We start from the raw sequence: 22,503 nt of genomic DNA on the forward strand, positions 1-22,503 counted from the left end.
TTAATAAGTCTAGCATTCTAGCGGGTGAGAAAGGGCTTGCCTATGACTTATCGCGCGGCCGCTCTTGGTGAGGCACTGAGTTTGTCTAGGTCAAATTTAATACGGTAAATCTTTGGCCAGAGTTTTCCGGTAACCAGCCAGCTGTCGTCGTCTGGGTCGTAGGCAACGCCATTTAATACCGCCTCGGGGTCGAGAGTGGTCGACTGCGCGGCGTCAAGGGCGAGGACGCTGAGATCGACTTTGGCGAATACCTCGCCAGTGAAGGCGTGAATAATAAGTAGGTGCTGCTTATGCCATTGATTGGCAATAATGTAGTCGCCTCGGCATTCTAGCTCGTTTAATTGATCCACCGGGGCGCCATTATCGCTAACGCTTAGCGTGTGACTGAGTGTGAGGGTGTTGGCATCGAACCACTGCAGTTGATCGCTACCGTTACTCATTACTAGATAATCACCACGCTCCTTATGAATACTGGCGCACAAGCCCCAGCCTTGGCCCTCATAGTTGAAAACACCCAGTAACGTAAAGTGATGGGGGTCCACTACTAAGCCTTTGCCTGCACGCCAAGTGAGAATATAAAGCTTGCCGCGGTATAGGCTTAGGCCTTCTGCGAAGAGGTTGCTTGGCAGCACCGTGCCGGTAATGCTGTCTTCAGGCTTGGGTGGGAAGGCGCGGGACACAATTTTTGAGTGGCCGTATAAGCCGCTGCTTTCGTAGAGCCTGCCCTGATAAAGCTCGAGGCCCTGCGTGAATAAAGCGGGTTGGTGGGGGTAGCTGCCGATCAGGGTGTAGTCGATACTTTTGGCCGCAAGGGCGTTAACCGAGCCAAATAGCGCGGCCAACAGGCAAAGTAGGTGTGTGGTGGATTGATAAAATAAGCGATTTGCTAGTCGAGTGGATTTGCGCATGGCGACATCATCGTCAAGTTAGTGTGTCTATCATACAGACTGTGCGGGCATTCGCTAGCGCGTCTGCTCTTGTTGCGATTTAAACTAGCTGGGAGCGAATCAGCTTGCGAATAATAAAACGTGCAGGAGAGAGCGCTTCGCACAGCTGTCTGGGCAGTGGGCGAACTTCATTGGCAATATAACTTGCCAGCAATTCGGCGCAGAGTGGTGTGGACGTTAGGCCACGGGAGCCATGGGCGACATTAATGTATAGATTGGGGTGGTTGGCCGCAGCAATAGGGATTTTGCGGCGGGCGTCCTTTGTTAAGCCCTTGTAGTTTGTTTTGAATTCTTCTATGCGGGGCACTGCGCCAACGATTGGCATATAGTCCGTGCTCGCGCAGCGCAGTGCCGCGCGGCCACCAACTGCCACTGCGTCGGGTTTGAGCAAACCGGCGGCGAGATGACTAAGTTGCTTGAGGTTCCAGTCGTGATCGACAGGCATTAGCGCACAGTCTTTATTGTGAAGATCAAAGCTCGCACCGATACAAAACTGTTCATTCATCGCTGGTGCTAAATACCCTTCATGGCAAATCACGCATGTTGGGGACTGGTTTAGTGCCTCGGCAGGCAAATAACTCAGTTGCCCACGAATACTTTTCAGGGGCAGGGGGCTGGTTTGGGCAAAATGGCTAGCGTCATTGCTATTGGCAATAACGACAGTGTCAGCTTGCTGAATACAGTGCTGCTGATCATCTAAAAGTTGCCATACGCCCTCGTGGTGAGTCAGCGCTAAGGCTGCAGTATTGTTAAGCAGTGTAATATTGGGGTGGTTGAGCATGGCATGGCAAACGCTCGGCGGCGACAACCAACCAGCGTCGGGGTAATAAAATGCCTGGCCGCTAAGGGAGACCCCAGACTTGGCGTAGAGCTCGTCGTCGCTGAGAAATTGCAGCCAATCTTGATTATTTAGCAGCACTTTGAGTTTGTTAAATTGCTTTATTTCGCGCTCAGATTTTACTAGCTGCAGAACGCCACAGAGTTCACCGTCTATGCGCCCCTGGCTCAATAGGCTTCGGTAATGATTGAGGGCAAACAGAAAACTGCCGAGGTTAAATTGATTTAGGTCGCCAGGGGCGGCAGACAGCTTGGTATACAAAATACCTTGGGGGTTTCCCGAAGCGCCGCTGGCGGGCGTATGGCGTTCAATAACCGTGACCCGATAGCCGCGCTGTGCGAGCGCGTTGGCAGTGCTGCAACCGGCAAGGCCGGCGCCAATCACTACAATATGTTTAGCCTGCTGTTTAGGTCTAGGTAAATGCCAGGGCACATTAACCGGAGCGGGTTGCGGGGTGCTGCTGGCGATGTCATGAGGCAGGTGGCCCCATAGGATTTGCTGCGTGGCGTCATACGCCTTGATTTTTTCTAGACTAAAGCCCTGGGCGCGCAAGCCTGGTTCCCAAAAATCAGCTGCGGCGGCAAAACTACTGCCCGGCTTGCTTAAGGCGGCCATACTGGCAAACAGCGTCTCTTGCGGCTTGACTTCATTATTGGCGGGGGGCGCGTCATTTAAAAACCACGCATCGGCATACGCTACACTGTTAAGCTTATCGTTAGCGGCCGAACTCGGCGCGTCAAGCAAGGCGGGAAGGCAGTCGTGCGCATTGCCAAACAGCAAATCCAAGCAAACTTGTGCACTATTCAACAATCTACGGTGATGGCCCAGTAACAGCGGTGGATAATTGTGCTGTAGTATAGCGGCCAGAGATGCGAGTTCTGGCCAGCTCGCGTGGACGCGGCGTAATTGCTCTGCGGAGTAGGGGCGCTCCTCTATTGAAACGTAGTGAAGTTGCCAGTTTGGGGGCGCCGTTTGCTGCCATAATTGCCACGCCAGTAGAAAGTTCAGGCCGGTGCCGAAACCTGTTTCAATAATAGTGAATCTTCCTGCAGTTTCTCTGTCCAGAGCAGACCAACGTTCGGCGAGTCTATTGTGGGACAAAAATACATGGCGGCATTTATCAAGCTCGCCTTCATGGGGGCCATGCATTTCGCTGGAGGCTGGGCCATTATCGCCCCAAACTGGTTTTGCGCTGGGTATCGAGTAAGGATTGTTTTGTTTGGTGGCCATTATAAAGTGGATGTCAGCACTAGCAGGGAAAGTATTGTAACAGTGAATATGAGCAAAACCTTGGTGTATAAATTTTGTTGATTTGGAAACGGTGGTGTAACAGCCTTGCGGTGTGTGTTTTGCTGCTTGTGGCCGGTCAGGGGTGGACCCAGGCCGTGGATGCAGACAAGGCTAAGGTCACTTTGGCGCTCGCCACTGAGCCGCCAACCCTCAATAGTGCGGTGGCTACCGACACAATTGCGAGTTTTATCCTGGCGCACTTAATGGAAGGCCTTCTCGTCTACGGCCCCGACGGTGAACTTGCGCCCGGTGTGGCGCTGCGCTGGCAATTAGATGCCGATGGCGCGCACTTCTGGTTGCGAGAGGACGCCCGCTGGAGCGACGGCAAGCCGGTGACCGCGCACGACTTTGTGTTTGCCTGGCGGCATGCTTTAAATCCGAAAACGGCGTCACAATACGCGTTTATTTTTTATCCAATTAAAAACGCTGAGGCGGTGAATGAGGGCAAACTCGCCCCAAGTGAACTCGGTGTGCGTGCCATTTCAGATACTGAACTAAAAGTAGAATTTGGCAGCCCCTGTCCCTACTTCCTGAGCTTGACGGCGTTCATGACGTTTTTACCGCTACGTGAGGATGTGTTGGCGCAGTGGGGTGGGCGCTATGCCGCCGACGCGGATAAACTTACGGTAAATGGGCCATACCTATTAACCAAGTGGGTACACGGCGCTCATTTGCAACTGCGTAAAAATCCCCAGTATTGGCATTCGGCGTCGGTGCGGATTAACGAAATTGATATGCCGTATATTACCGCCGACCCAAGCTCCCAGTTTAATCTATTTCGCGATCAGCAAATTGCCATGGCCCCGCTGGATACCGGGCTATTAAGCGAGGCGGTAAAACGGGGTTTTGATATTGAGTATTTTCACACCGGTTCCCTTTATTTTTTGGAGTTTAATTTCCGTGAGGGTCGGATAACGGCCAATCGGGCCTTTCGTAAAGCGGTTCAACGTTTGATTGACCCCGCCGTGCTGGTAAATAAAATTATTGGCTTGCCGGGTATTCAGCCCGCGTATTCATTGTTTCCGGTTACGGTTAAGGGTTTAAAGCGCAGCTTTCGCGAAGAGTACCCAGTCTTGCGGGTTGATCCTGATATTGCCGCAGCCCGGGCCTATATTCGCAAAGCCAAAGCTGAATTGGGAATAAGTGAAATACCGCCGTTAATGTTGTTGGCAGGAGACAGTCCGCGCGCCTTGCAAGAGGCCGAGTACTATCAATATTTATTTAAAAATGGCTTGGGCATAGAGCTGCGTATTGACCAGCAGGTTTTTAAACAGCGCCTAGAAAAAATGCGGCGCGGCGACTTCGATTTAGTGTCGGCGGCCTGGGGGCCAGACTATGACGACATTATGACCTTTGCCGATTTGTTTGCCTCGTGGAATGACAATAACCGTGGCCGCTATAATAACGCGCTCTACGATCGCTGGATTCGTGTCGCCCAGAACAGTAACGACCCCCGTACGCGTTTTAATGCCATGGCCCAGATCCAACGCATTGTGGTTGACGACGTGCCTATATTACCCACCTATGAAAACGGCGCACTGTATGTGCAAAACCCGCGATTGCGCGGCGTGCGCCGCAATATTTTTGGCGGCGATCCCTTGTTTCGCTATGCATGGATCGAGCGCTAAACCATGCTGAAATTTATTGCTAAGCGACTTTTGTCCGGTGCGATAACCATTTGGTTTATCGCAACAGCAACCTTTTTTGCCATGCACGCGGTGCCGGGCGACCCTTTGACCCAAGAAAAGGCCATGTCACCTGCAGTGAGAGCGCAGTTAGAGGCGCGCTACGGTTTAGACAAACCCTTGATTGAGCAGTACCAGTTGTTTTTGGGCAATATGCTGCAGGGTGATTTTGGTATTTCCTTTACCCAAGAAAACCGCAAAGTTAACGACATTATTAGTAAGCATTTCCCCATTTCCGCAATTTTGGGCCTTGCCGCGGTGCTGATTGCCCTGGTCGGCGGGGTGGCGGCGGGCACTGTGGCTGCCTATTACCGGAATCGTTGGCCAGATCGTTTGGTGATGATCGGGGTTATTGCCGCGATTTCCGTGCCGGGGTTTGTCATCGCTGGCTTGGCGCAGTTAATTATTGTGGCCATGAATAATGCCGCAGGCAAAACCTTGCTGCCCGTGGCTGGCTGGGGAAGTGTCAATCATATTTGGGTGCCGGCGCTGGTCTTGGGCTTGGGCACCATGGCGTATTTGAGCCGCATTATGCGAGCCTCGATGTTGGAGGTTTTGAGCGCAGATTTTAATACCGCAGCCAAGGCCAAGGGTGTCCATGGTTTGCGCTTGTTTTGGCATCATCAATTGCGCAATGCGGTATTGCCGGTGGTCACTGAGTTGGGGCCGACGATTGCCGGGGTGACTACGGGCGGTTTTGTGGTGGAGTTAATTTTTGCGATTCCCGGTCTGGGCCGTTACTTTGTGCAAGCGGTTCAGCAATTGGACTACACCGTGATCATGGGCACGACAGTCTTTTACGGCGCGTTCTTAGTCTTGGTGGTGGTGTTGGTGGATATCAGTTATGGCCTAATTGACCCGCGTATTCGGCTCCATGGCGGGGGTGGTCGCTAATGGCGATGTCGGTATTCCGCTTTGCGCGGCGCACTTGGGCGAGTGAGGACCTTGAACACATCGCACCGGTCCCGCTGCCGAAGATGGCCACCCCCGCCGTCGTGTTATCTTCATTGGTAGTGATCGCCCTATTATTGTTTGTGAGCATTGGGCCACTGGTGTGGCGTCAAGATCCCTCGCAGCAATGGCTCTCCCAAATATCGGCAGGCCCCAGCGCCCCGCATTCGGTGCGTTTAATCCGCGATAACGGCCCGTGGCAGCCGCCTGTGAGCGAACCGGTGAAGAGCTTGGTAGTGCATGATGCCAATACTGAGTTTGTCCGCCTGCAATGGCCGCAGATAGAGGGGGTTAAGCGTTACCGAGTGTACCGCGCCTCCGCCCACAAGGCGGGTTTGGGCTTGGCGATTGCGGAAACGGATAAGTCCTACTATCAGGATCAATTACAGCTGAGCTACCAAATTTACCGTTATACCATTGCCGATGCGGATAGCGGCTTGCTACTGCTGGCGCGTGAGGTTCGCCCTGAAGCGGCAATATCGTTGTTTGAAGCGCAACTGCAAGGTTTGGTGCCGGTGGGCAAGTCGAGCCGTCATGCCAAATGGCTTGAAATGCCCGGACACCCTTTAGGCACTGACGCTTTGGGCCGCGATATTTTGGCCAGATTGATGGCGGGTGGTCGCACCTCGCTGTTTGTTGGCGTCGTGGCGCCGTTGTTGTACATCAGTTTTGGTTGCATATTTGGTGCAATTGCGGGCTTGGCTGGGGGCTGGGTCGATCAAGTTGCCATGCGCTTTGTCGATTTTGTCGTCGCGCTGCCATTTTTGCTGTTTATGATTTTATTTCGCGTTGCCTTTGGTATTGGTCCGGGTGAAAACGGCATTATGCCCTTGATTGTTGCCATGCTAATGCTGAGCTGGCCAGGAAGCGCCAGGCTCATTCGCGGTCAGGTGCTGGCTTTGCGTGGTCAAGCCTTTGTTGAGGCGGCAAAGCTAGCGGGGGTCAGCACCAGTCGAGTCATCCTTAGGCATATGCTACCCAATGTCCTGCCGATGATCTTGGTTGCGTTTAGCTTTGCTATTCCCCAGGCGATTTTTACCGAGGCCTTCTTATCGTTTATTGGTATGGGCGTGTCGCCGCCGACCACGTCCTGGGGCGCGCTGTGTAACGACGGCATAAAAACCTTATTGTCCCACCCTCGGCAATTGCTGCTGCCCGCATTGTTTATCAGTGTATCGGTGTTGGCCTTTAATTTACTCGGCGACGCCTTGCGAGATGCCACCGATCGACGGGCGGGGGTGGCAAAGGCATGAAGTTACTTGAGCTGGACAATTTGCAGGTGAGTATCGGGCCGGTGCAAGCAGTGCGTGATGTATCCCTGAGTTTGGCGCCGGGCGAGTGCCGAGCCTTGGTGGGGGAGTCGGGCTGCGGTAAATCCGTAACGGCTATGAGTTTATTGAATTTAATGCCGCCTGCAGCGCAGACCAATGCTGCGCGCTGGGACTTTGCCGGTCGCGACATGCGTCAGTTGAGCGAACGCGAATGGCGTCGAATAAGGGGAAATGAGATCGCGATGATCTTTCAAAACCCCATGACCGCCCTCGACCCCACTCAGACCATAGGCAGTCAAATTGCCGAACCTCTGCGCATTCACAAGGGTTTGTCGAAGCGTGAGGCGCGTATGCGGGCCATTGCGCTCTTGGAACGTCTGGCCATTGCCAACCCCGCCCAGCGCGCTGCGCAATACCCGTTTGAGTTTTCTGGGGGCATGTTACAGCGCGCCATGATCGCGATGGCCGTGGTCTGTGAGCCGCAGTTATTGATTGCCGACGAGCCAACAACCGCCCTCGATGTTACCGTCCAAGCGGAGGTGCTGAGTATTTTGCGGGAATTGCGAGAATCCAGCGGCACCGCGATGTTATTTATTACTCACGATCTAGGTGTGGTCGCTGAAATTGCCGACTCTGTGTCGGTGATGTACGCAGGTCAAACTGTCGAAACCGGCTCGTTGCAAGATGTGTTTAGCCGCCAGGCCCACCCCTACACCCAGGCCCTAAAGCGTGCGGTACCGAATATGGAAAACCCGCATCGCCTAGAGGCAATTGCCGGAACCCCGCCGGACTTACGCCACCCCCCTAAGGGCTGCGGTTTTGCGGCGCGCTGCTGTGAGCGCATGGCGATTTGCGATCAGTTGCCGCCGAATTTTCCCTGCGAATCCACCGCGGCACATCAGGCTCGGTGTTGGTTGTGGCACCCAGAACACCCGGCACGCTGGCGGGAGAACGAGCAATGAGTGGGGCAATTGTTCAGCTGCGGGAGTTGCGCTGTCACTTTGCTAGCGGTGAGGGCTTATTGGCGGCAGTCGACGGCGTTAACCTCGACATTCAGGCCGGTGAGGTTTTGGGGGTAGTGGGGGAGAGCGGCTCCGGAAAATCGACCTTGGGGCGAATTATTGCCGGTTTACAACCGCGTTCGGCGGGGGACTTGATTATTGGCGGGCAAGCTATGCCACGTCATTATAGTCGTCGCCAATTTAAAGCGATGTCCACCCAGGTTCAAATGGTATTCCAAGACAGCTACGCCAGCCTGAACCCGCGAATGACGATTCTCGCCAGCCTGCAGGAACCCCTGTGGAGCCAAGGGGTGACGGGGGCCGTGGCGCGTGACAAGGCTTGTTATTGGCTAGAGCGGGTTGGTTTACCCCAATCTGCCGGTGAGCGTTACCCCCATGAGCTCTCCGGGGGGCAGCGCCAGCGCATTGGCATAGCAAGGGCATTTATTGCCGAGCCAAAACTGGTGATCTGCGACGAACCGGTCTCCGCATTGGACGTGTCGGTACAGGCGCAAATTATTAATTTATTGCAAGAGCTGCAAACTGAGCACAATACCGCTATGTTATTTATAGCCCACGACTTGGCGGTGGTGCGATTTTTAGCAACGCGCACAGCGGTAATGTACCTAGGTGAGATTGTGGAACTGGGGCCAACCCCAGCCTTGTTTGAGGGGCCTAGACACCCCTATACCGCGCGACTATTGGCGGCGCATTTAGATGGCAATATTAAGGCGCGGAAGGTTATCGCTGCCAATACTGGCAAAGCGGCGGGCCACAAGGCACCATTGGCCACGGACAGTGGCTGCCGGTTTGCGCCGCGTTGCCCAATGGCCGAACCAGCATGCGGTGCCAATCCGCCGTGGTTGCGAGCGACAAAAGTGGACACTGAAGCGGCCTGCCACCGCTTGGCAGATGTAGAGATCTTAAAGCTCAGAAAGTAAGCTTGTGGTCTGAGCTCAACGAAATTTAACAATACGGACCGATAATTAATGAAAGTAAAAATGGATGCACCGAGTGTGCTGGCTATAGCGGCAACGCTTTTTAAAACAGGCCTACTCGATGCGGGGCGTACCGAAGCCAAACGCTATTTCCGTGAGCTGGAGGCGGGGCGAGAATTAATTTTGTCCGATATGGCAATGCCCGATAAATCGACAATGCGCATAAAACTGCAATTATTGCCCCAAGAGTTCCGAGGTAATTTGAATTTCAGTGCGTTTAAAGAGCATCTGCTATTTTTAACTGCAGAGCTAGCTAAGGTTGTTAATTCAAAAACTGAGCCCTTGGTAATGAGCGATGACGAGGGTAGTCAACTACTCTTTAATATTCCTGCGCTGACCCATATTGATGGGGTCTTGAATGCACTGGTACTGGGGGCGGATTTGCGGCGGCCGGGGGCATTGGTATTACAGTTGATGTTTATCGATCCTGACCAATATCGGGCCGCAGAGGTCAAAACAGCAAATAGCTAGTGTTGACAGTGAATACAAATGTCGATAGCTTGCCTAGCTGAATATCAGTGGTCGGCTTGCCTGAATTTTTTGGGTGCGGCGCCAATAACAACAAGCACTATATTAGGGGGCGACTTTGTCAGCAGAAATGGAAAGTATTGCAGCAGTTATTAAAGCAGCACGCGCGAAAGTGGGCATGCCTGACGATGTGGATTTGACGCAGCATGCGAATTTGGGGGCGATGTTTAATTACTGCGTCAGCAAGTTTGGTGATTTGCCTGCCATGTCGTGTATGGGTGAAACCATCACTTACAACGAACTTGATAAGCTCTCTGCGCAGTTTGCGACATATTTACAAAAAAACACCAATTTGCGTGTGGGCGACAGGATTGCCCTGCAAATGCCCAATATTTTGCAATACCCGGTAGCGCTCTTTGGCGCTATTCGCGCAGGCTTGATCGTGGTGAATACCAACCCACTTTATAGTCAGCGTGAGCTAAAGCACCAGCTAAATGATTCCGGCGCCAAAGCACTGGTCGTCCTTGCCAATGTTGCCGAAGCGGCGGCAGCGGTTGTCGACGAAACCCCAGTCGAGTTTGTGATTGTTACTGAAATAGGCGACTTGCACCCAACGGTAAAACGGCTACTCATCAATAATGTCGTTAAACACGTTAAAAAGATGGTGCCCAAGTTTAAATTTAAAAATGCGATTAAATATCGCAGTGTTTTAGCCAAGGGCAAGAGCGGGCAATTTACCCAAGCAAACCCTGGTGCTGAAGAAGTTGCATTGCTGCAGTACACCGGTGGTACAACGGGCGTGTCGAAAGGCGCCATGATTAGCCACCGCAATCTAATGGCTAATATTCTGCAGAGTAAGAATCTGTTTGAAAGTTTTGGCCTTAAAGAAGGCGAAGAAACCTTCCTGTCGCCACTGCCGCTATACCATATTTACTCCTTTATGCTGTCGTTCTGCGTCATGTTGCAGGGCAATCACGGCGTGTTAATTGCTAATCCTCGTGATCTTAGCAGTGTCATTAAAGAAATGAAGCGCTATCGCTGGAGCGGGATGAGCGGGATTAACACCCTGTTTGTGCAGCTGTGCAATAACGACGAATTTCGGGCTTTAGACTTTTCCTCGGTGAAAGCCACCATGTCTGGTGGTATGGCGCTAACCGCAGGCGCAGCGAAAGAATGGATGGAAGTCACTGGCGCCGAGGTTTACGAAGGTTATGGTCTAACCGAAACCTCGCCGGTCGTATCTATTAATCCGGGTGGTAATAATCAAATCGGTACGATAGGTGTGGCCCTGCCAGGCACCGATATCCGTATAGTTGTTGAAGGTGTCGATAAAGGCGTTGGTGAGCGCGGTGAATTGTGCGTGCGTGGCCCACAGGTAATGATGGGGTATTGGCAGCGTCCCGACGAGACCGAAAAGACCATCATCGATGGCTGGCTGCACACGGGTGACGTCGCTGTTGTGCAAGAAGATGGCTATATGCGCATTGTCGATCGCATGAAAGACATGATTATCGTCTCTGGCTTTAATGTTTACCCCAATGAAATTGAAGACGTCTTAAGCGGACACCCGAATATTGCTGAATGTGCGGCAATTGGTGTGCCTGACGAGAAGTCTGGGGAAGCGGTTAAAATCTTTGTCGCGGCTAAAAAAGGCGATATTGATGTGACTGAGCTAAAAGCATTTTTGCGTGAACGCCTCACCGGCTATAAAATGCCTCGGTATATTGAAGTGCGTGACGAACTGCCTAAGACCAATGTGGGCAAGGTATTGCGTCGCTCACTTCGCGACGAGGAGCTTGCCAAGCTCGCCAAGGCTAACAAATAATCGTTTAGCTGTTATGTAATCGTAAAAAGGCGCCAAATGGCGCCTTTTTTGTTTTTATTGGAATGTATGTCTGAAACTCGATCAGAAATAAGCTCAGCCGCTGTTGTCGCCGTGGACCCGCAGTCGTTAATGGGGCAGCTAGAGAGCTGTTTGCAAGCGGACCGCTTCGCGCTTGGTCGCGCCTGTCGCCAATTGCAGCAACAAGCGGCGGCGGGTACTGACATTAGTCAAAAGCTGGCAGCACTGGTTGAGCGGTTTACGGCCTCCCAAACGAGAGTTCTACAACGGCGTGCTAATTTGCCGACGGTGGCGTATCCGCCAGATTTGCCGGTTAGTCAGCGGGTCGACGATATTCGCGCGGCCATCGCCGCTCACCAGGTCGTGGTTGTGGCGGGGGAGACCGGCTCGGGTAAAACCACGCAAATCCCCAAAATTTGTTTGGCTATGGGCCGTGGGGTTGCCGGTTTAATCGCCCATACTCAGCCCCGGCGTTTGGCTGCGCGGGCCGTTGCCCAGCGTTTGGCCGAGGAGCTGGATACCACCCTGGGTGAGGGCGTGGCTTTTCAAATACGCTTTCAAGAAGTTAGCTCGCCCAATAGCTATATCAAATTAATGACTGACGGTATTTTGCTGGCGGCTATTCAGCGCGACCGTTTTTTAAGTGAATACGACACCATCATTATCGACGAGGCCCATGAGCGCAGCCTAAACATCGATTTTTTGCTGGGTTATTTAAAAACCCTGCTGCCTAAACGCCCCGATTTAAAGCTGATCATCACCTCGGCCACCATTGATGTGGCACGCTTCTCTGAACACTTTAATAATGCGCCGGTTATTGAAGTGTCTGGTCGGAGCTTTCCCGTTGAATATCGCTATCGTCCCCAAGAAGAACTGAGTGCCGACAATGATATTGGCGAGGCGGTAGAAGCGGTATTGCGCGAATTAATCGCTGAGGGTGCCCAGCGCAGCGGCGACACCTTGGTGTTTCTCAGCGGCGAGCGGGATATTCGTGATGTGACCCGCCATTTGCGCAAGGCCGATTTGCCGGGCGCAGAGGTCCTGCCACTGTACTCACGCCTGAGTACCGCCGAGCAACAGCGGATTTTTGACTTGCGCGGGCGGCGGGGCTGGCGGGTGGTATTAGCGACCAACGTCGCCGAAACCTCGCTGACGGTGCCGGGAATCCGCTATGTAATCGACGGCGGTACCGCGCGTATTAGTCGCTATAGCGTGCGGAGCAAGGTGCAGCGCTTGCCGATTGAAGCGATATCGCAAGCCAGCGCCAATCAGCGCGCCGGTCGCTGTGGACGGGTGGCTGCGGGTATTGCCTATCGTCTGTATAGCGAAGCAGATTATTTAAGTCGGCCGGTGTATACCGAACCCGAGATTCAGCGCACCAATCTCGCCGCCGTTATACTGCAAATGCTTCAGCTCAAACTAGGGGATATCAGCGCCTTTCCCTTTGTAGACGCGCCGGACAACAAATTTGTGAACGACGGCTTTGCGCTGTTGGCCGAATTAGGCGCGGTGCGTGACGGTAAACTCAATAAACTCGGTCAGCAACTGGGCCGCTTTCCAGTTGACCCACGGATTGGCCGTTTGCTACTGGCCGCCGCCGATGGCGGCTGTTTGCGGGAAATGCTGATTATTGCCAGCGCGTTAAGTATTCAAGATCCTCGCGACCGTCCAGCGGATAAGCAGCAAGCTGCCGATGAAAAACACCGTCGCTTTTGGCAGCCAGATTCCGATTTTATGGCTTTTGTCGGCCTGTGGGACTACGCCGAGGAGCAGCGCCAAGCATTGTCGGCCAGCCAGTGGCGCAAACTCTGTCAGCGGGAGTTTTTGTCGTGGACGCGGATGCGGGAGTGGCGGGAAGTCCACCACCAAATCACCTTGATGTGTCGGCAACTAAAGCTACCGGTCAATCGCGAGCCCGCTGATTTTGACAGCATTCACCGCGCCTTGTTGCCGGGCTTTTTGGGCCAGATAGCCTGCAAAGACGAAGAGCGGGAGTATCTCGGTGCGCGCAATCGTAAATTGCGGATATTCCCCGGCTCCTCGTTATTTAAGAAAGCGCCAAAATGGATTGTGGCTGCCGAACTAGCCGAAACCACCCAGCTCTATGCGCGCTGTGTGGCGAAAATTGATCCTGAGTGGGTGTTTGGCATTAACGACGAGCTGTTAAAACGCAGCTATTACGAACCCCATTGGCATAGTCGCAGTGGTCGGGTGATGGCCTTCGAACAGACCATGCTTTACGGCTTGCTGATTCGCGATAAAAAGCGGGTGCACTATGGTCCGATCTCGCCGGTAGAAAGTCGCGAAATTCTTATTCGCCAAGCCTTGGTGGAGGGGCGCTATCTGGGTAAAGCGGAATTCTTTCGCCACAACCGCAAGCTGATTGCGGAGATTGGTGAGCTAGAAGACAAGGCTCGGCGGCGAGATATTCTCATATCCGACGATGAGTTATTTCGTTACTACGACGAGCGTATTCCCGAGGGCACCATTACCGCCGCCCATCTGGAAAGTTGGTTAAAAAGCACCGCAGCGCCACGGACTTTATTTTTGAGCCGTGGCGAATTAATGCGTCATGCCGGCAGCGATGTCACCGAGGAGCAGTTCCCGGATACCCTGCACTGCGCAGGCATGATACTGGCGCTGAGCTATCATTTTGAGCCGAATCACCCCGCCGACGGGGTTAGTGTGTCTGTGCCGCTGGCGAATCTGCCAAAGCTACCTGAGGGGCGTTTGGAGTGGCTGGTACCTGGCTTGTTGCGAGACAAGTGCATTGCGCTGCTCAAAAATCTGCCAAAAGCCCAGCGTAAACAATTGGTACCGGTGCCGGACTTTGTCGACAAGGCCTTGCCAATGCTCGCGGTCAATGACGTGGGTCTATTGCCCAGCTTGGCGGACGCGCTGCGCAAAATCAGCGGTCTGCAAATCGACGTGGCCGAGTGGTCGCGCAATAACATCGATAATTTTTACCGTATGAATATTCGGGTGCTGGACAACGCCGGTAAATTACTGGCCCAAAGCCGCGATTTGCGGGCGCTGTGCGCCGAGCTCGCGGTGCAGGTGCAGCAGGGCATTGCCGAAGAGCGTGGTAGTGGCTTTGAAACCAAGGTTCTCACTAGTTGGGATTTCGATCGCTTAGAGTCTCGTTACGAATTTAAGCAGGGCGGAGCAACCTTGGTCGCCTATCCCTGTTTACGGGATCAGGGCGAGAGTGTTGAACTAAGTCTTGCCGAGACCGAGACCGACGCTCGGCAGGCAAATTTGCGCGGCGTTCAGCGCCTACTCTTATTGCGCTTGGCTCAGCAGTGCAAGAGCTTGCGGGCGAGCTTGTTTCGCAGCAACACGGTTCAATTACAATTGTCTGCGGTGGGTGAGCAAAAAAAGCGTTGGTTGGAAGATTGTCTGCTCGCTGCAAGCCAAAATTGCTTTGCATTGAGCGAGGAGAACTTGCCCCACACCCAGACGGAATTTGAACAAGTTTGGGAGCAGGGGCGCGCGGGCTTTGTTGCCGATGCCGAGGCCTGCGCTGAGTTGTTAAATAAAATACTGGCCAATTACGCGGATATTCGTCGCAGCCTTAAAAAGCTGAATTCGCTTAGCTGGATCCATAGTATCAATGACATCAATCGTCAGTTAGACGCTTTGTTTTTTGATGGTTTTATCACCGACCTCAGTCGCGATGAACTGGCGCAATACCCGCGTTATTTACAAGCAATTTTGCAGCGGATTAGTAAACTGGACGGCGCCTATCAACGAGATCGGCAGTCGACCTTGGTGCTTGAGCCGCTGCAGCAGCAATTTTCAGAATTTGTTAAGAAGCTGCCAGACAAACATCGTCGTCACCGGCTGGTAATGGATTATCGTTGGCAACTGGAGGAGCTGCGCATTTCGCTGTTTGCTCAGAATATGGGCACCCGAACGCCGGTTTCGGAAAAGCGTTTAAAGGTTCTCTGGAAAGCCTTAGTGCAAGATGTAACATTATTGAATTGAGCGCGTCTGTATTTTGCTAGATCGAATTCGACTAAAGCTGCGTATGAATGGTGTTGGCTAAAACTGCTATGCTCATGTCGTTGTAGACGTAATAATTACTTGCTGATCCGATATGGAGAATAACAATGACCCAGAAAGCCTTTACTAAAAATCCAATGGCGGCTGCATTTGGCGCGGCGCTTTTGGTATCCGCAATGCATCCGGCGATGGCGGGTGAAAACCCCTTCGCGGCTAAAGCGATGGCGTCTGGCTATGAGTTGGCGATGGGCAATGCCGATAAGGCCGCCAAAGCAGAAGCTAAATGTGGCGCTGATAAGGCCGGTACTGAAGCGCAGTGTGGTGCCGACAAAGCCAAAGCGGCACATGAAGGCAAATGCGGCGAAGCAAAATGTGGGGCAGATGCTGCCAAAGTAGGGCATGAAGGTAAATGCGGAGACGGTAAGTGTGGCGCTGAAAAAGCCAAAGCCGCGCATGAGGGCAAGTGTGGAGAAGCCAAATGCGGTGCCGATAAAAGCAAGGCAGCCACCGAGGGCAAATGCGGTGAAGGTAAGTGTGGCGCCGGACACATGGCTAATTAGGGGCTTCATATCCAACAGGCGGTCAGTGCGAATGGGCGAGTCTCATGAGTAAACAAACCAGTGCACTTGCGGGCTTGGGCTTGCGGCGCGGCTTAATGCCGGCGCTAAAATCTCTGGCGAGCAAGGAGCTGGATTTTCTTGAGGTCGCCCCTGAAAACTGGCTGCATATTGGCGGCCGTTTCGGCCGCTCATTTCGGGAGTTAGCAGCGCGCTACCCAATTTACCTACATGGTTTGTCTTTAAATATTGGTGGCTTCGCGCCACTCGATACCCGCTTATTAAGCGATATTAAACAATTTATGCGGGATTTTGACTGCCCTTTGTATTCAGAGCACCTGACCTATTGTGGTGATGAAGGTCAGCTCTATGATTTATTGCCCATTCCCTTTACGGAAGAGGCGGTACACCACGTGGCGGCGCGGGTTCGGCAGGTTCAGGATGTGTTAGGGCAGCGAATTTTATTGGAAAATGCCTCGTATTATGCGGCGCCAGGCCAGGCAATGTCTGAAAGCGAATTTATCAACGCGGTACTGGCAGAGGCCGACTGTGATTTGCTGCTCGATGTGAATAATGTTTTTGTGAATAGCGTAAATCACAATTACGATCCTTACCAGTTTATGCGGTCCTTACCCCTGGCGAGAGCGCGTTATATTCATATTGCCGGGCATTTTGATGAGGCTGAAGACTTGCGGGTGGACACCCACGGGGCTGATGTTATTGAGCCGGTGTGGGCCTTACTTGATGAGGCCTATCGACTCTGTGGGCCGCTGCCGACGTTATTAGAGCGGGATTTTAACTTTCCTGCGATGGCGGACCTACTGCAGGAAGTACAGCAAATTCGTCAAGCACAAGCGAAGGTGGATTTTGCCGGCGCCCTTAGCAGTGGGTGCGCGGAGTAATGATGGCCTTTCAGCAAATCCAAGCGAGTATGACGCGCTTTGTACGCGACCCTGATACTTGTTCAGGCCCAGAAGGTATAGAAGCTCGGCGGATGGCGATTTATCGAGATCTGTTCTTTAATAATATTGAGGGCTTTCTCAGCAACGGATTCCCGGTGTGCCGAAGTTTATATTGCGACGATGCATGGTATAGCTTGGTCCGAGATTTTATGTGTCGTCACCGCTGCCAAAGTCCTTATTTTTTGCAGATTGCTGAGGAGTTTCTCGCTTATCTTGGTGAGGAGCGAGACTCACAAACTGATCCCGTGTTCTTGCGAGAGTTGGCCCATTACGAATGGGTGGAGCTGGCCTTAGACATTGCCGAACAAGAATTACCCCCAGCCGTGCCGGTGGGAGATGTACTTAAGCTTTGTTGGGCTGTATCGCCACTTGCCTGGTCCTTGGCTTACCAGTTTCCGGTTCAGCACATTAGTGGTGATTTTCAGCCTACAGCGCCGAGCGCTGAACCGACATTTATCGTGGTGTACCGAAACCGCCAGGACGAGGTGCAGTTTCTTGAAATCAATCAGGTAACGGCGAGGTTGCTGAGCATTATCGTTGAGCGGCCAGAATTAAATGGTGCTGAAATTCTCGCTGAAATTGCGCGTGAGTTGCACGTTGAGTACGCCTCGGTGGTCGGTTTTGGTAGCGAGATTTTAGCCCAGATGCGGGAACTGGATATTTTGCTGGTGAATTAGTGGTAATAATCCAATTGGTGCCAATTTCTGACCTATTAGGTATAGTATTGGCCGGTTTTAGACTTAAAGAGTGATTTGGGTAGATGATGCCAATGCAACGAAAAGTCTGTGCTTTGCTGATGTTGTTCTCAGTACTAGGGGTGGCTGGGGTGAACGCAGAGAGTGACGGCGATCCCCGTGACCCTTGGGAAGGTTTCAATCGCGGGGTATTTGCTTTTAATAATACGGCCGATGAATACTTGGTGCAGCCAGTTGCCCGAGGCTATCGCCAGGTTACGCCTGCAATTGTTGATCAGGGTATCGCCAATTTCTTTAATAATATTGGCGAAATCAAAAATATGGCCAATGATTTATTGCAGGGTAAAGCCAGTGACGCGCTTGTGGATGGTGGTCGTTTTATTATTAATACTACCGTTGGCGTCATCGGCTTTTTTGATGTAGCTAGCTATATTGGTTTAAAACGCGAATCTGAAGATTTTGGCCAAACAATGGCCGTGTGGGGCGTTGGGCCTGGGCCGTATTTGGTGTTGCCGTTTTTAGGGCCGAGCAACCTCCGCGATGGTGCCGGTCAAGGCGTTGATTCCTACGTGTCAGTGACGGGCGCAGTTGACCCCGAAGCGGCGCGCTACGGTATGAGCTTATTGGATTTACTGCAAGTTAGGGCGAGTTTATTGGGCACCGAAGGCCTTGTGTCGGGTGATAAATACACTTTTTTCAAAGATGCCTATCTACAGCGTAGAGAGTTCTTGATAAATGACGGTCAGCTCAAAGATGACTTTGGCGACGAAGATTTCGAGTCATTCGACTTCTAATAGAGTTTTCGTCCAGAAGGCTGTAATTCCTCCACACGATTGCTGCTTGTGTGTCTGTCCCGTTGCGGGTAAAAAGGCTGAATGAATAACTCCTTACCCCATCGGATACTGCTGGTTCAGCAGACCGATGCAATTCAAGCTCAGCTCGTAGCCTCCCTAGAACAACTCGGTATGGACGTAGTGTCTATCGCGGACTGCGCTTTGGCGATGCCGAGTTTCCGTGAAGAAGATATCGATATCGTTATGATCGATATCGATTTTCCGGAGGATCGCGGTATAGATTTGCTGGGAAAAATGGCCGCAGACCCGCGCGAGCTACCTCTTATCGGCCTTTCTCGCCGCAAGAGTATGGCCGACGTCTTGGCGGCAGTGCGCCATGGTGCAAGCGACTACCTGATGCTACCGACTGAAAAACATGCTGTTATAAAGCATGTACTCGATCGGGCGTTGGAGCGGGGTGCCTTAAAGCGCGAAAATTTGGCGTACCGTAATAAATTAGAAAGTGCTAACCGAGAGTTATTGGAGAGCTTGACCCTGTTACAGCAGGATCAGCAAGCCGGTAAGCACGTGCAGCAATTGCTTCTGCCAGATACCCCCAAGCAAATAGCGAACTATCAATTTTGTCACTATATATTGCCGTCGCTCTATCTGAGCGGTGATTTTGTCGACTATTTTGTGGTCGGGGAAGATCACGCCGTCTTTTTTGTTGCTGACGTGTCAGGGCATGGCGCGAGCTCAGCCTTTGTTACGGTGTTCTTGAAGAACCTCTTTGCGCGCAAGCGCAGTGATTTTTTGCATCGTGGGTCGACCGCCATACTGTCGCCAGCCAAAATGCTGGCGATTGCGAATCGCGAATTGCTTGAAATGGGCATTGGCAAGCATGTCACCCTTTGTGTGGGGGCATTCGATTTAAAATGTAATCAATTGTCTTATTCGGTTGCCGGTCATTTGCCTGCTCCTGTGCTTGCGGTTAATGGCACGGCGACATTCTTACCGGAGCATGATATGCCGGTTGGCCTGTTTACTGATGCCCAATTCAGTGACCATATGATCAGTTTTCCGCCGGGGGCTGTGCTGAGTCTATTCTCTGATGGTATATTGGAGGTCTTGAACAGCGACACCTTGGAAAATAAAGAACAGCTTCTGCTCGATTTATTAAAGCAGGGTCAAAACTCCTCAATCGAGCTCGCCGAGGTCTTTGGTTTATTCGATATAGATGAGGCTCCGGACGATATCGCAATTTTAGTAGTAAGTAGGTTATAGGCGAATGCAGCCTGGTCGAATATTAGTAGCGGGACAGGACGGGGCCTTTGTTATAAAGCTGGTTGGCGATGTGCGGCTGACCCTTTGTACCACGTTGGACGAGTTCTTTGACGAGATGTTCTCGGTAGAGGGCTTTGCCAGTGTGGTCGTCGATTTGTCTGATGCCATCAACGTCGATAGCACGACCTTGGGGCTGCTAGCTAAATTAGCGATTAAAGCGAAGGAAAAATTCCAGTTCGTGCCTTTGATTTTATCTACTAATCCCGATATTACCCGCGTGCTACAGAGCATGGGCTTTGATCGCGTGTTCCGTATTCGCCAAGAACCCCTGTTAAATGATGAAGATCTTGGCGAGTTGCCGGTGCTGGATGCCAGCGAAGAAGGTGTTCGGGAGCGGGTGCTTGAAGCCCATCGGACGTTGATGGGCTTAAGTGAGAGTAACCACGCTAAATTTAGAGAGTTAGTTTCCCTGCTGGAAGGCCAGTGCTTTTAGCTGGTTTCCTTGCCAATCACGCTTAATTTAGCCCTGATAAATTCACTGTGGGGCAAATAAATTAAATCGGCTATTTTACGGATCAGGTGATCTTCGTATTTGTCTATTCGACCATCTTCCAGTGCAACATCCCACAGTGCTAAGACAAGCTGGTATTTTTCAATATTATTGCAGTTGTCATTAATGTAGCGGGTAAAAGGGTAAAGCGAGGTGCTGTCCGCGCTGGTATTCCTAGCCTGATCGATAAACGCATTGATATCACCAAGACTCACCGAAAAGTGCTGCAGTAAAATAGTGCGAATTTTGTCAATTTCCGCAGGATCTTCCTGAAAATCAGCTTTGCTGACTTCAAGTAGCAGGGCGGCAGTGACCAGCTCTAGCGTCATTTTGTCATCGCCAGTGCTGTCGTCAGCAACCGTGAACAGCTGCATTAGTTTTTCGAACATGCTACTTCCACTCCCGCAATAAACTTTCTAATTTGACTTGGTCTGCCGCAAAGGCGCGAATACCTTCTGCCAATTTTTCAGTGGCCATGGCGTCTTCATTCATTGCCCAGCGGAAGTCGGTTTCGCTGGTGGCAAGTTTGGCGTGGGGAGTGAACGCCATATCGGGTGTAAGGCGGCGGGGGAGTGTGCCGGAATCGTCTTTTAGCTCACTCAGCAAGGCGGGGCTAATGGTAAGTCGGTCGCAGCCGGCCAGTGCTTCGATCTCGCCGCAGTTGCGAAAGCTAGCGCCCATGACAATGGTCTGATAACCGTGTTGCTTGTAATAGCTGTAAATCGCGCTAACCGATTGCACGCCGGGATCTTCATCGGCGTTGGCGGGTGTGGCGCCATGGGCTAGGTGCCAGTCGAGAATACGACCAACAAACGGTGAAATTAAGGTGGCACCGGCTTCGGCGCACGCTGCGGCCTGCATAAGGCTGAAAAGCAGGGTTAGATTACACTCAATGCCTTCCTGCTCAAGTACCTTCGCCGCTTCAATACCTTCCCAAGTTGAGGCTATCTTTATCAGTAGGCGACGTTTATCGATACCTTTTGCTTGATAAAGCTCAACGATGCGCCGACCTTCGTTAATCATGGCGGCTGTATTAAAGGACAGGCGAGCGTCTACTTCAGTAGATACTTTGCCTGGCACCAGTTTGGTGATTTCGGCGCCAATTTCTACCGCGAGTTGAGTGGCCGCGCGCTGTAGCAGTTCAGGGTTGCTGCGATCTTTAAGGCTGCTCGAGACGATGTCGCTAATTAGTTTGCTGTACTGGGGAAGCGCTGCAGCCTTTAGAATTAAAGAAGGGTTGGTTGTTGCATCCTGCGGCGTAAAGCGGGCGATGGCTTCTATATCACCGGTATCGGCAACCACATCGGTCATTGCCTTTAACTGCTCGAGTTTATTACTCATTGTTGTTAATCCTTTATTTAGTTTGCTACCAGCTGCGCTCTACAAAGGCCAAGGCGTCGTGGAGGACTTCGAGGCCAGCGCCTGGACGGTGCGCATGTTCACTGATATGGCGACGAAATAGCTTGCCGCCAGCTTGGCCATTAAAGAGGCCTAATATATGCCGAGTCATATGATTGAGCCGGGTGCCCTTGCTCAGCTCCGCTTCAATATAAGGCAAAAAGTCGTGAATAATGTCACGCCGAGTTTTGCCTGTCGCGGCTTGCTGGTAAAAGTGTTCATCTACCTCAGCCAATAAATACGGTGTTTGGTATGCACTGCGGCCCATCATAATGCCATCGACATATGACAATTGCGAACGGGCATCTTCAAGGGTTTGGATGCCGCCGTTTATGATAATTTCCAAGTCAGGGAAATCTTTTTTAAGTTGGTATACCAAATCGTAATTTAAGGGCGGTATTTCTCGATTTTCTTTTGGGCTTAGCCCTTGGAGCCAGGCTTTGCGAGCGTGAACGATAATGGCGTCAGTTCCGGCGTCGGCAATGGCGCCAACAAATTCTTGCAGCGGCCCGTAGCCCTCTTGTTCGTCAATCCCGATGCGGTGCTTTACGGTAATCGGGAGGTCGCCCGCGTCTTTCATTGCCTTAACGCAATCGGCTACTAAAGTGGGTCGGGCCATTAAGCATGCACCGAAAAAGCCGTTTTGAACTCGGTCGGAGGGGCAGCCGCAATTTAAGTTAACTTCATCGTAATGCCATTGCTCGGCCATGCGCACTGATATTGCGAGGGCTTCGGGGTCGCTGCCGCCAAGCTGGAGCGCGACAGGGTGCTCAATATCGCTGTAATCTAAATGACGCTTGTGGTCGCCGTGAATCAATGCCCCGGTGGTGATCATTTCGGTATACAGTACTGCGTGATGGCTAAGTTGACGCCAGAAAACGCGGCAGTGGCGATCTGACCAATCCAGCATCGGGGCGACGCAGAAGCGACGGTCGAGAATTTTTTTGCTCATCTGCGCTGAAATACCTCTGCGGATGGATGAATATT

At 52.2% G+C, this 22,503-nt stretch carries 19 protein-coding genes; 14 read left to right on the forward strand and 5 right to left on the reverse strand.

Translation table 11 applies throughout. From position 1 onward, the window contains the following. Positions 1 to 47 precede the first annotated feature (47 nt). Positions 48 to 908 carry a glutaminyl-peptide cyclotransferase gene (locus AZF00_RS07570; RefSeq protein WP_008247549.1) on the reverse strand — a complete coding sequence of 287 codons (861 nt, stop codon included), beginning with the start codon at positions 906 to 908 and terminating at the stop codon, positions 48 to 50. 79 nt (positions 909 to 987) lie between these two features. Next, positions 988 to 3,015, reverse strand: coding sequence for a bifunctional tRNA (5-methylaminomethyl-2-thiouridine)(34)-methyltransferase MnmC2/FAD-dependent 5-carboxymethylaminomethyl-2-thiouridine(34) oxidoreductase MnmC1 (gene mnmC, locus AZF00_RS07575; protein WP_008247551.1), 2,028 nt, complete (start codon positions 3,013 to 3,015; stop codon positions 988 to 990). A gap of 155 nt (positions 3,016 to 3,170) precedes the next feature. Here mnmC and AZF00_RS07580 point away from each other — a divergent pair, with 155 nt between their 5' ends. From AZF00_RS07580 to AZF00_RS07645, 14 genes are all read left to right on the forward strand, one after another. After that, entirely contained in the window at positions 3,171 to 4,703 is a 1,533-nt protein-coding gene (locus AZF00_RS07580) for a peptide ABC transporter substrate-binding protein (protein ID WP_156474853.1), read from the forward strand. Between the two features lie 3 nt (positions 4,704 to 4,706). Then, positions 4,707 to 5,654, forward strand: a complete 948-nt coding sequence (locus AZF00_RS07585; protein WP_008247554.1) for an ABC transporter permease — start codon at positions 4,707 to 4,709, stop codon at positions 5,652 to 5,654. After that, the gene (locus tag AZF00_RS07590; protein ID WP_008247557.1) at positions 5,654 to 6,964 is read left to right on the forward strand and encodes an ABC transporter permease; all 1,311 of its coding nucleotides are present in this window, start codon (positions 5,654 to 5,656) and stop codon (positions 6,962 to 6,964) included. Before AZF00_RS07585 ends, AZF00_RS07590 begins: the two co-directional genes overlap by 1 nt. Further along, positions 6,961 to 7,944, forward strand: a complete 984-nt coding sequence (locus tag AZF00_RS07595) for an ABC transporter ATP-binding protein (protein ID WP_008247559.1) — start codon at positions 6,961 to 6,963, stop codon at positions 7,942 to 7,944. The genes AZF00_RS07590 and AZF00_RS07595 overlap by 4 nt, the downstream gene beginning before the upstream one ends. Next, complete coding sequence (locus tag AZF00_RS07600; RefSeq protein WP_062383509.1) at positions 7,941 to 8,924, forward strand: oligopeptide/dipeptide ABC transporter ATP-binding protein; 984 nt, start codon at positions 7,941 to 7,943, stop codon at positions 8,922 to 8,924. The genes AZF00_RS07595 and AZF00_RS07600 overlap by 4 nt, the downstream gene beginning before the upstream one ends. 48 nt (positions 8,925 to 8,972) lie before the next feature. Continuing rightward, complete coding sequence (locus AZF00_RS07605; RefSeq protein WP_008247562.1) at positions 8,973 to 9,452, forward strand: hypothetical protein; 480 nt, start codon at positions 8,973 to 8,975, stop codon at positions 9,450 to 9,452. Positions 9,453 to 9,579: 127 nt separating this feature from the next. After that, positions 9,580 to 11,274 carry an AMP-binding protein gene (locus tag AZF00_RS07610; protein ID WP_008247563.1) on the forward strand — a complete coding sequence of 565 codons (1,695 nt, stop codon included), beginning with the start codon at positions 9,580 to 9,582 and terminating at the stop codon, positions 11,272 to 11,274. A gap of 66 nt (positions 11,275 to 11,340) precedes the next feature. Then, positions 11,341 to 15,279: an ATP-dependent RNA helicase HrpA gene (hrpA, locus tag AZF00_RS07615; RefSeq protein WP_231856193.1), complete on the forward strand. Its 3,939-nt coding sequence runs from the start codon at positions 11,341 to 11,343 to the stop codon at positions 15,277 to 15,279. Between the two features lie 125 nt (positions 15,280 to 15,404). Next, entirely contained in the window at positions 15,405 to 15,857 is a 453-nt protein-coding gene (locus AZF00_RS07620; RefSeq protein ID WP_008247566.1) for an HvfA family oxazolone/thioamide-modified RiPP metallophore, read from the forward strand. Between the two features lie 44 nt (positions 15,858 to 15,901). Next, a complete protein-coding gene (locus tag AZF00_RS07625) occupies positions 15,902 to 16,756 on the forward strand; it encodes an HvfB family MNIO-type RiPP peptide maturase (protein WP_008247569.1) in 855 nt (284 codons plus the stop codon). After that, positions 16,756 to 17,493: an HvfC family RiPP maturation protein gene (locus AZF00_RS07630; RefSeq protein ID WP_008247571.1), complete on the forward strand. Its 738-nt coding sequence runs from the start codon at positions 16,756 to 16,758 to the stop codon at positions 17,491 to 17,493. Before AZF00_RS07625 ends, AZF00_RS07630 begins: the two co-directional genes overlap by 1 nt. A 92-nt stretch (positions 17,494 to 17,585) precedes the next feature. Beyond that, positions 17,586 to 18,305 carry an MlaA family lipoprotein gene (locus tag AZF00_RS07635; RefSeq protein WP_231856194.1) on the forward strand — a complete coding sequence of 240 codons (720 nt, stop codon included), beginning with the start codon at positions 17,586 to 17,588 and terminating at the stop codon, positions 18,303 to 18,305. An 81-nt stretch (positions 18,306 to 18,386) separates the two neighbouring features. Then, positions 18,387 to 19,568 (forward strand): PP2C family protein-serine/threonine phosphatase, encoded by a 1,182-nt coding sequence (locus tag AZF00_RS07640; protein WP_008247573.1) that lies wholly within the window; start codon positions 18,387 to 18,389, stop codon positions 19,566 to 19,568. A gap of 4 nt (positions 19,569 to 19,572) precedes the next feature. Beyond that, positions 19,573 to 20,061, forward strand: coding sequence for an STAS domain-containing protein (locus tag AZF00_RS07645; protein WP_008247574.1), 489 nt, complete (start codon positions 19,573 to 19,575; stop codon positions 20,059 to 20,061). Here AZF00_RS07645 and AZF00_RS07650 read toward each other — a convergent pair. Genes AZF00_RS07650 through dusA form a run of 3 tightly spaced genes read right to left on the reverse strand, consistent with a single transcriptional unit; the run spans position 20,058 to position 22,468 of the window. Next, positions 20,058 to 20,507, reverse strand: a complete 450-nt coding sequence (locus tag AZF00_RS07650) for a tellurite resistance TerB family protein (protein ID WP_008247575.1) — start codon at positions 20,505 to 20,507, stop codon at positions 20,058 to 20,060. The genes AZF00_RS07645 and AZF00_RS07650 overlap by 4 nt on opposite strands. Before the next feature lies 1 nt (position 20,508). Continuing rightward, the gene (gene tal / locus AZF00_RS07655; RefSeq protein WP_008247576.1) at positions 20,509 to 21,459 is read right to left on the reverse strand and encodes a transaldolase; all 951 of its coding nucleotides are present in this window, start codon (positions 21,457 to 21,459) and stop codon (positions 20,509 to 20,511) included. A 25-nt stretch (positions 21,460 to 21,484) separates the two neighbouring features. Continuing rightward, positions 21,485 to 22,468, reverse strand: coding sequence for a tRNA dihydrouridine(20/20a) synthase DusA (dusA, locus tag AZF00_RS07660; RefSeq protein WP_008247577.1), 984 nt, complete (start codon positions 22,466 to 22,468; stop codon positions 21,485 to 21,487). Positions 22,469 to 22,503 lie beyond the last annotated feature (35 nt).

This window comes from Zhongshania aliphaticivorans, assembly GCF_001586255.1.
GTDB classification, from domain to species: domain Bacteria; phylum Pseudomonadota; class Gammaproteobacteria; order Pseudomonadales; family Spongiibacteraceae; genus Spongiibacter; species Spongiibacter aliphaticivorans.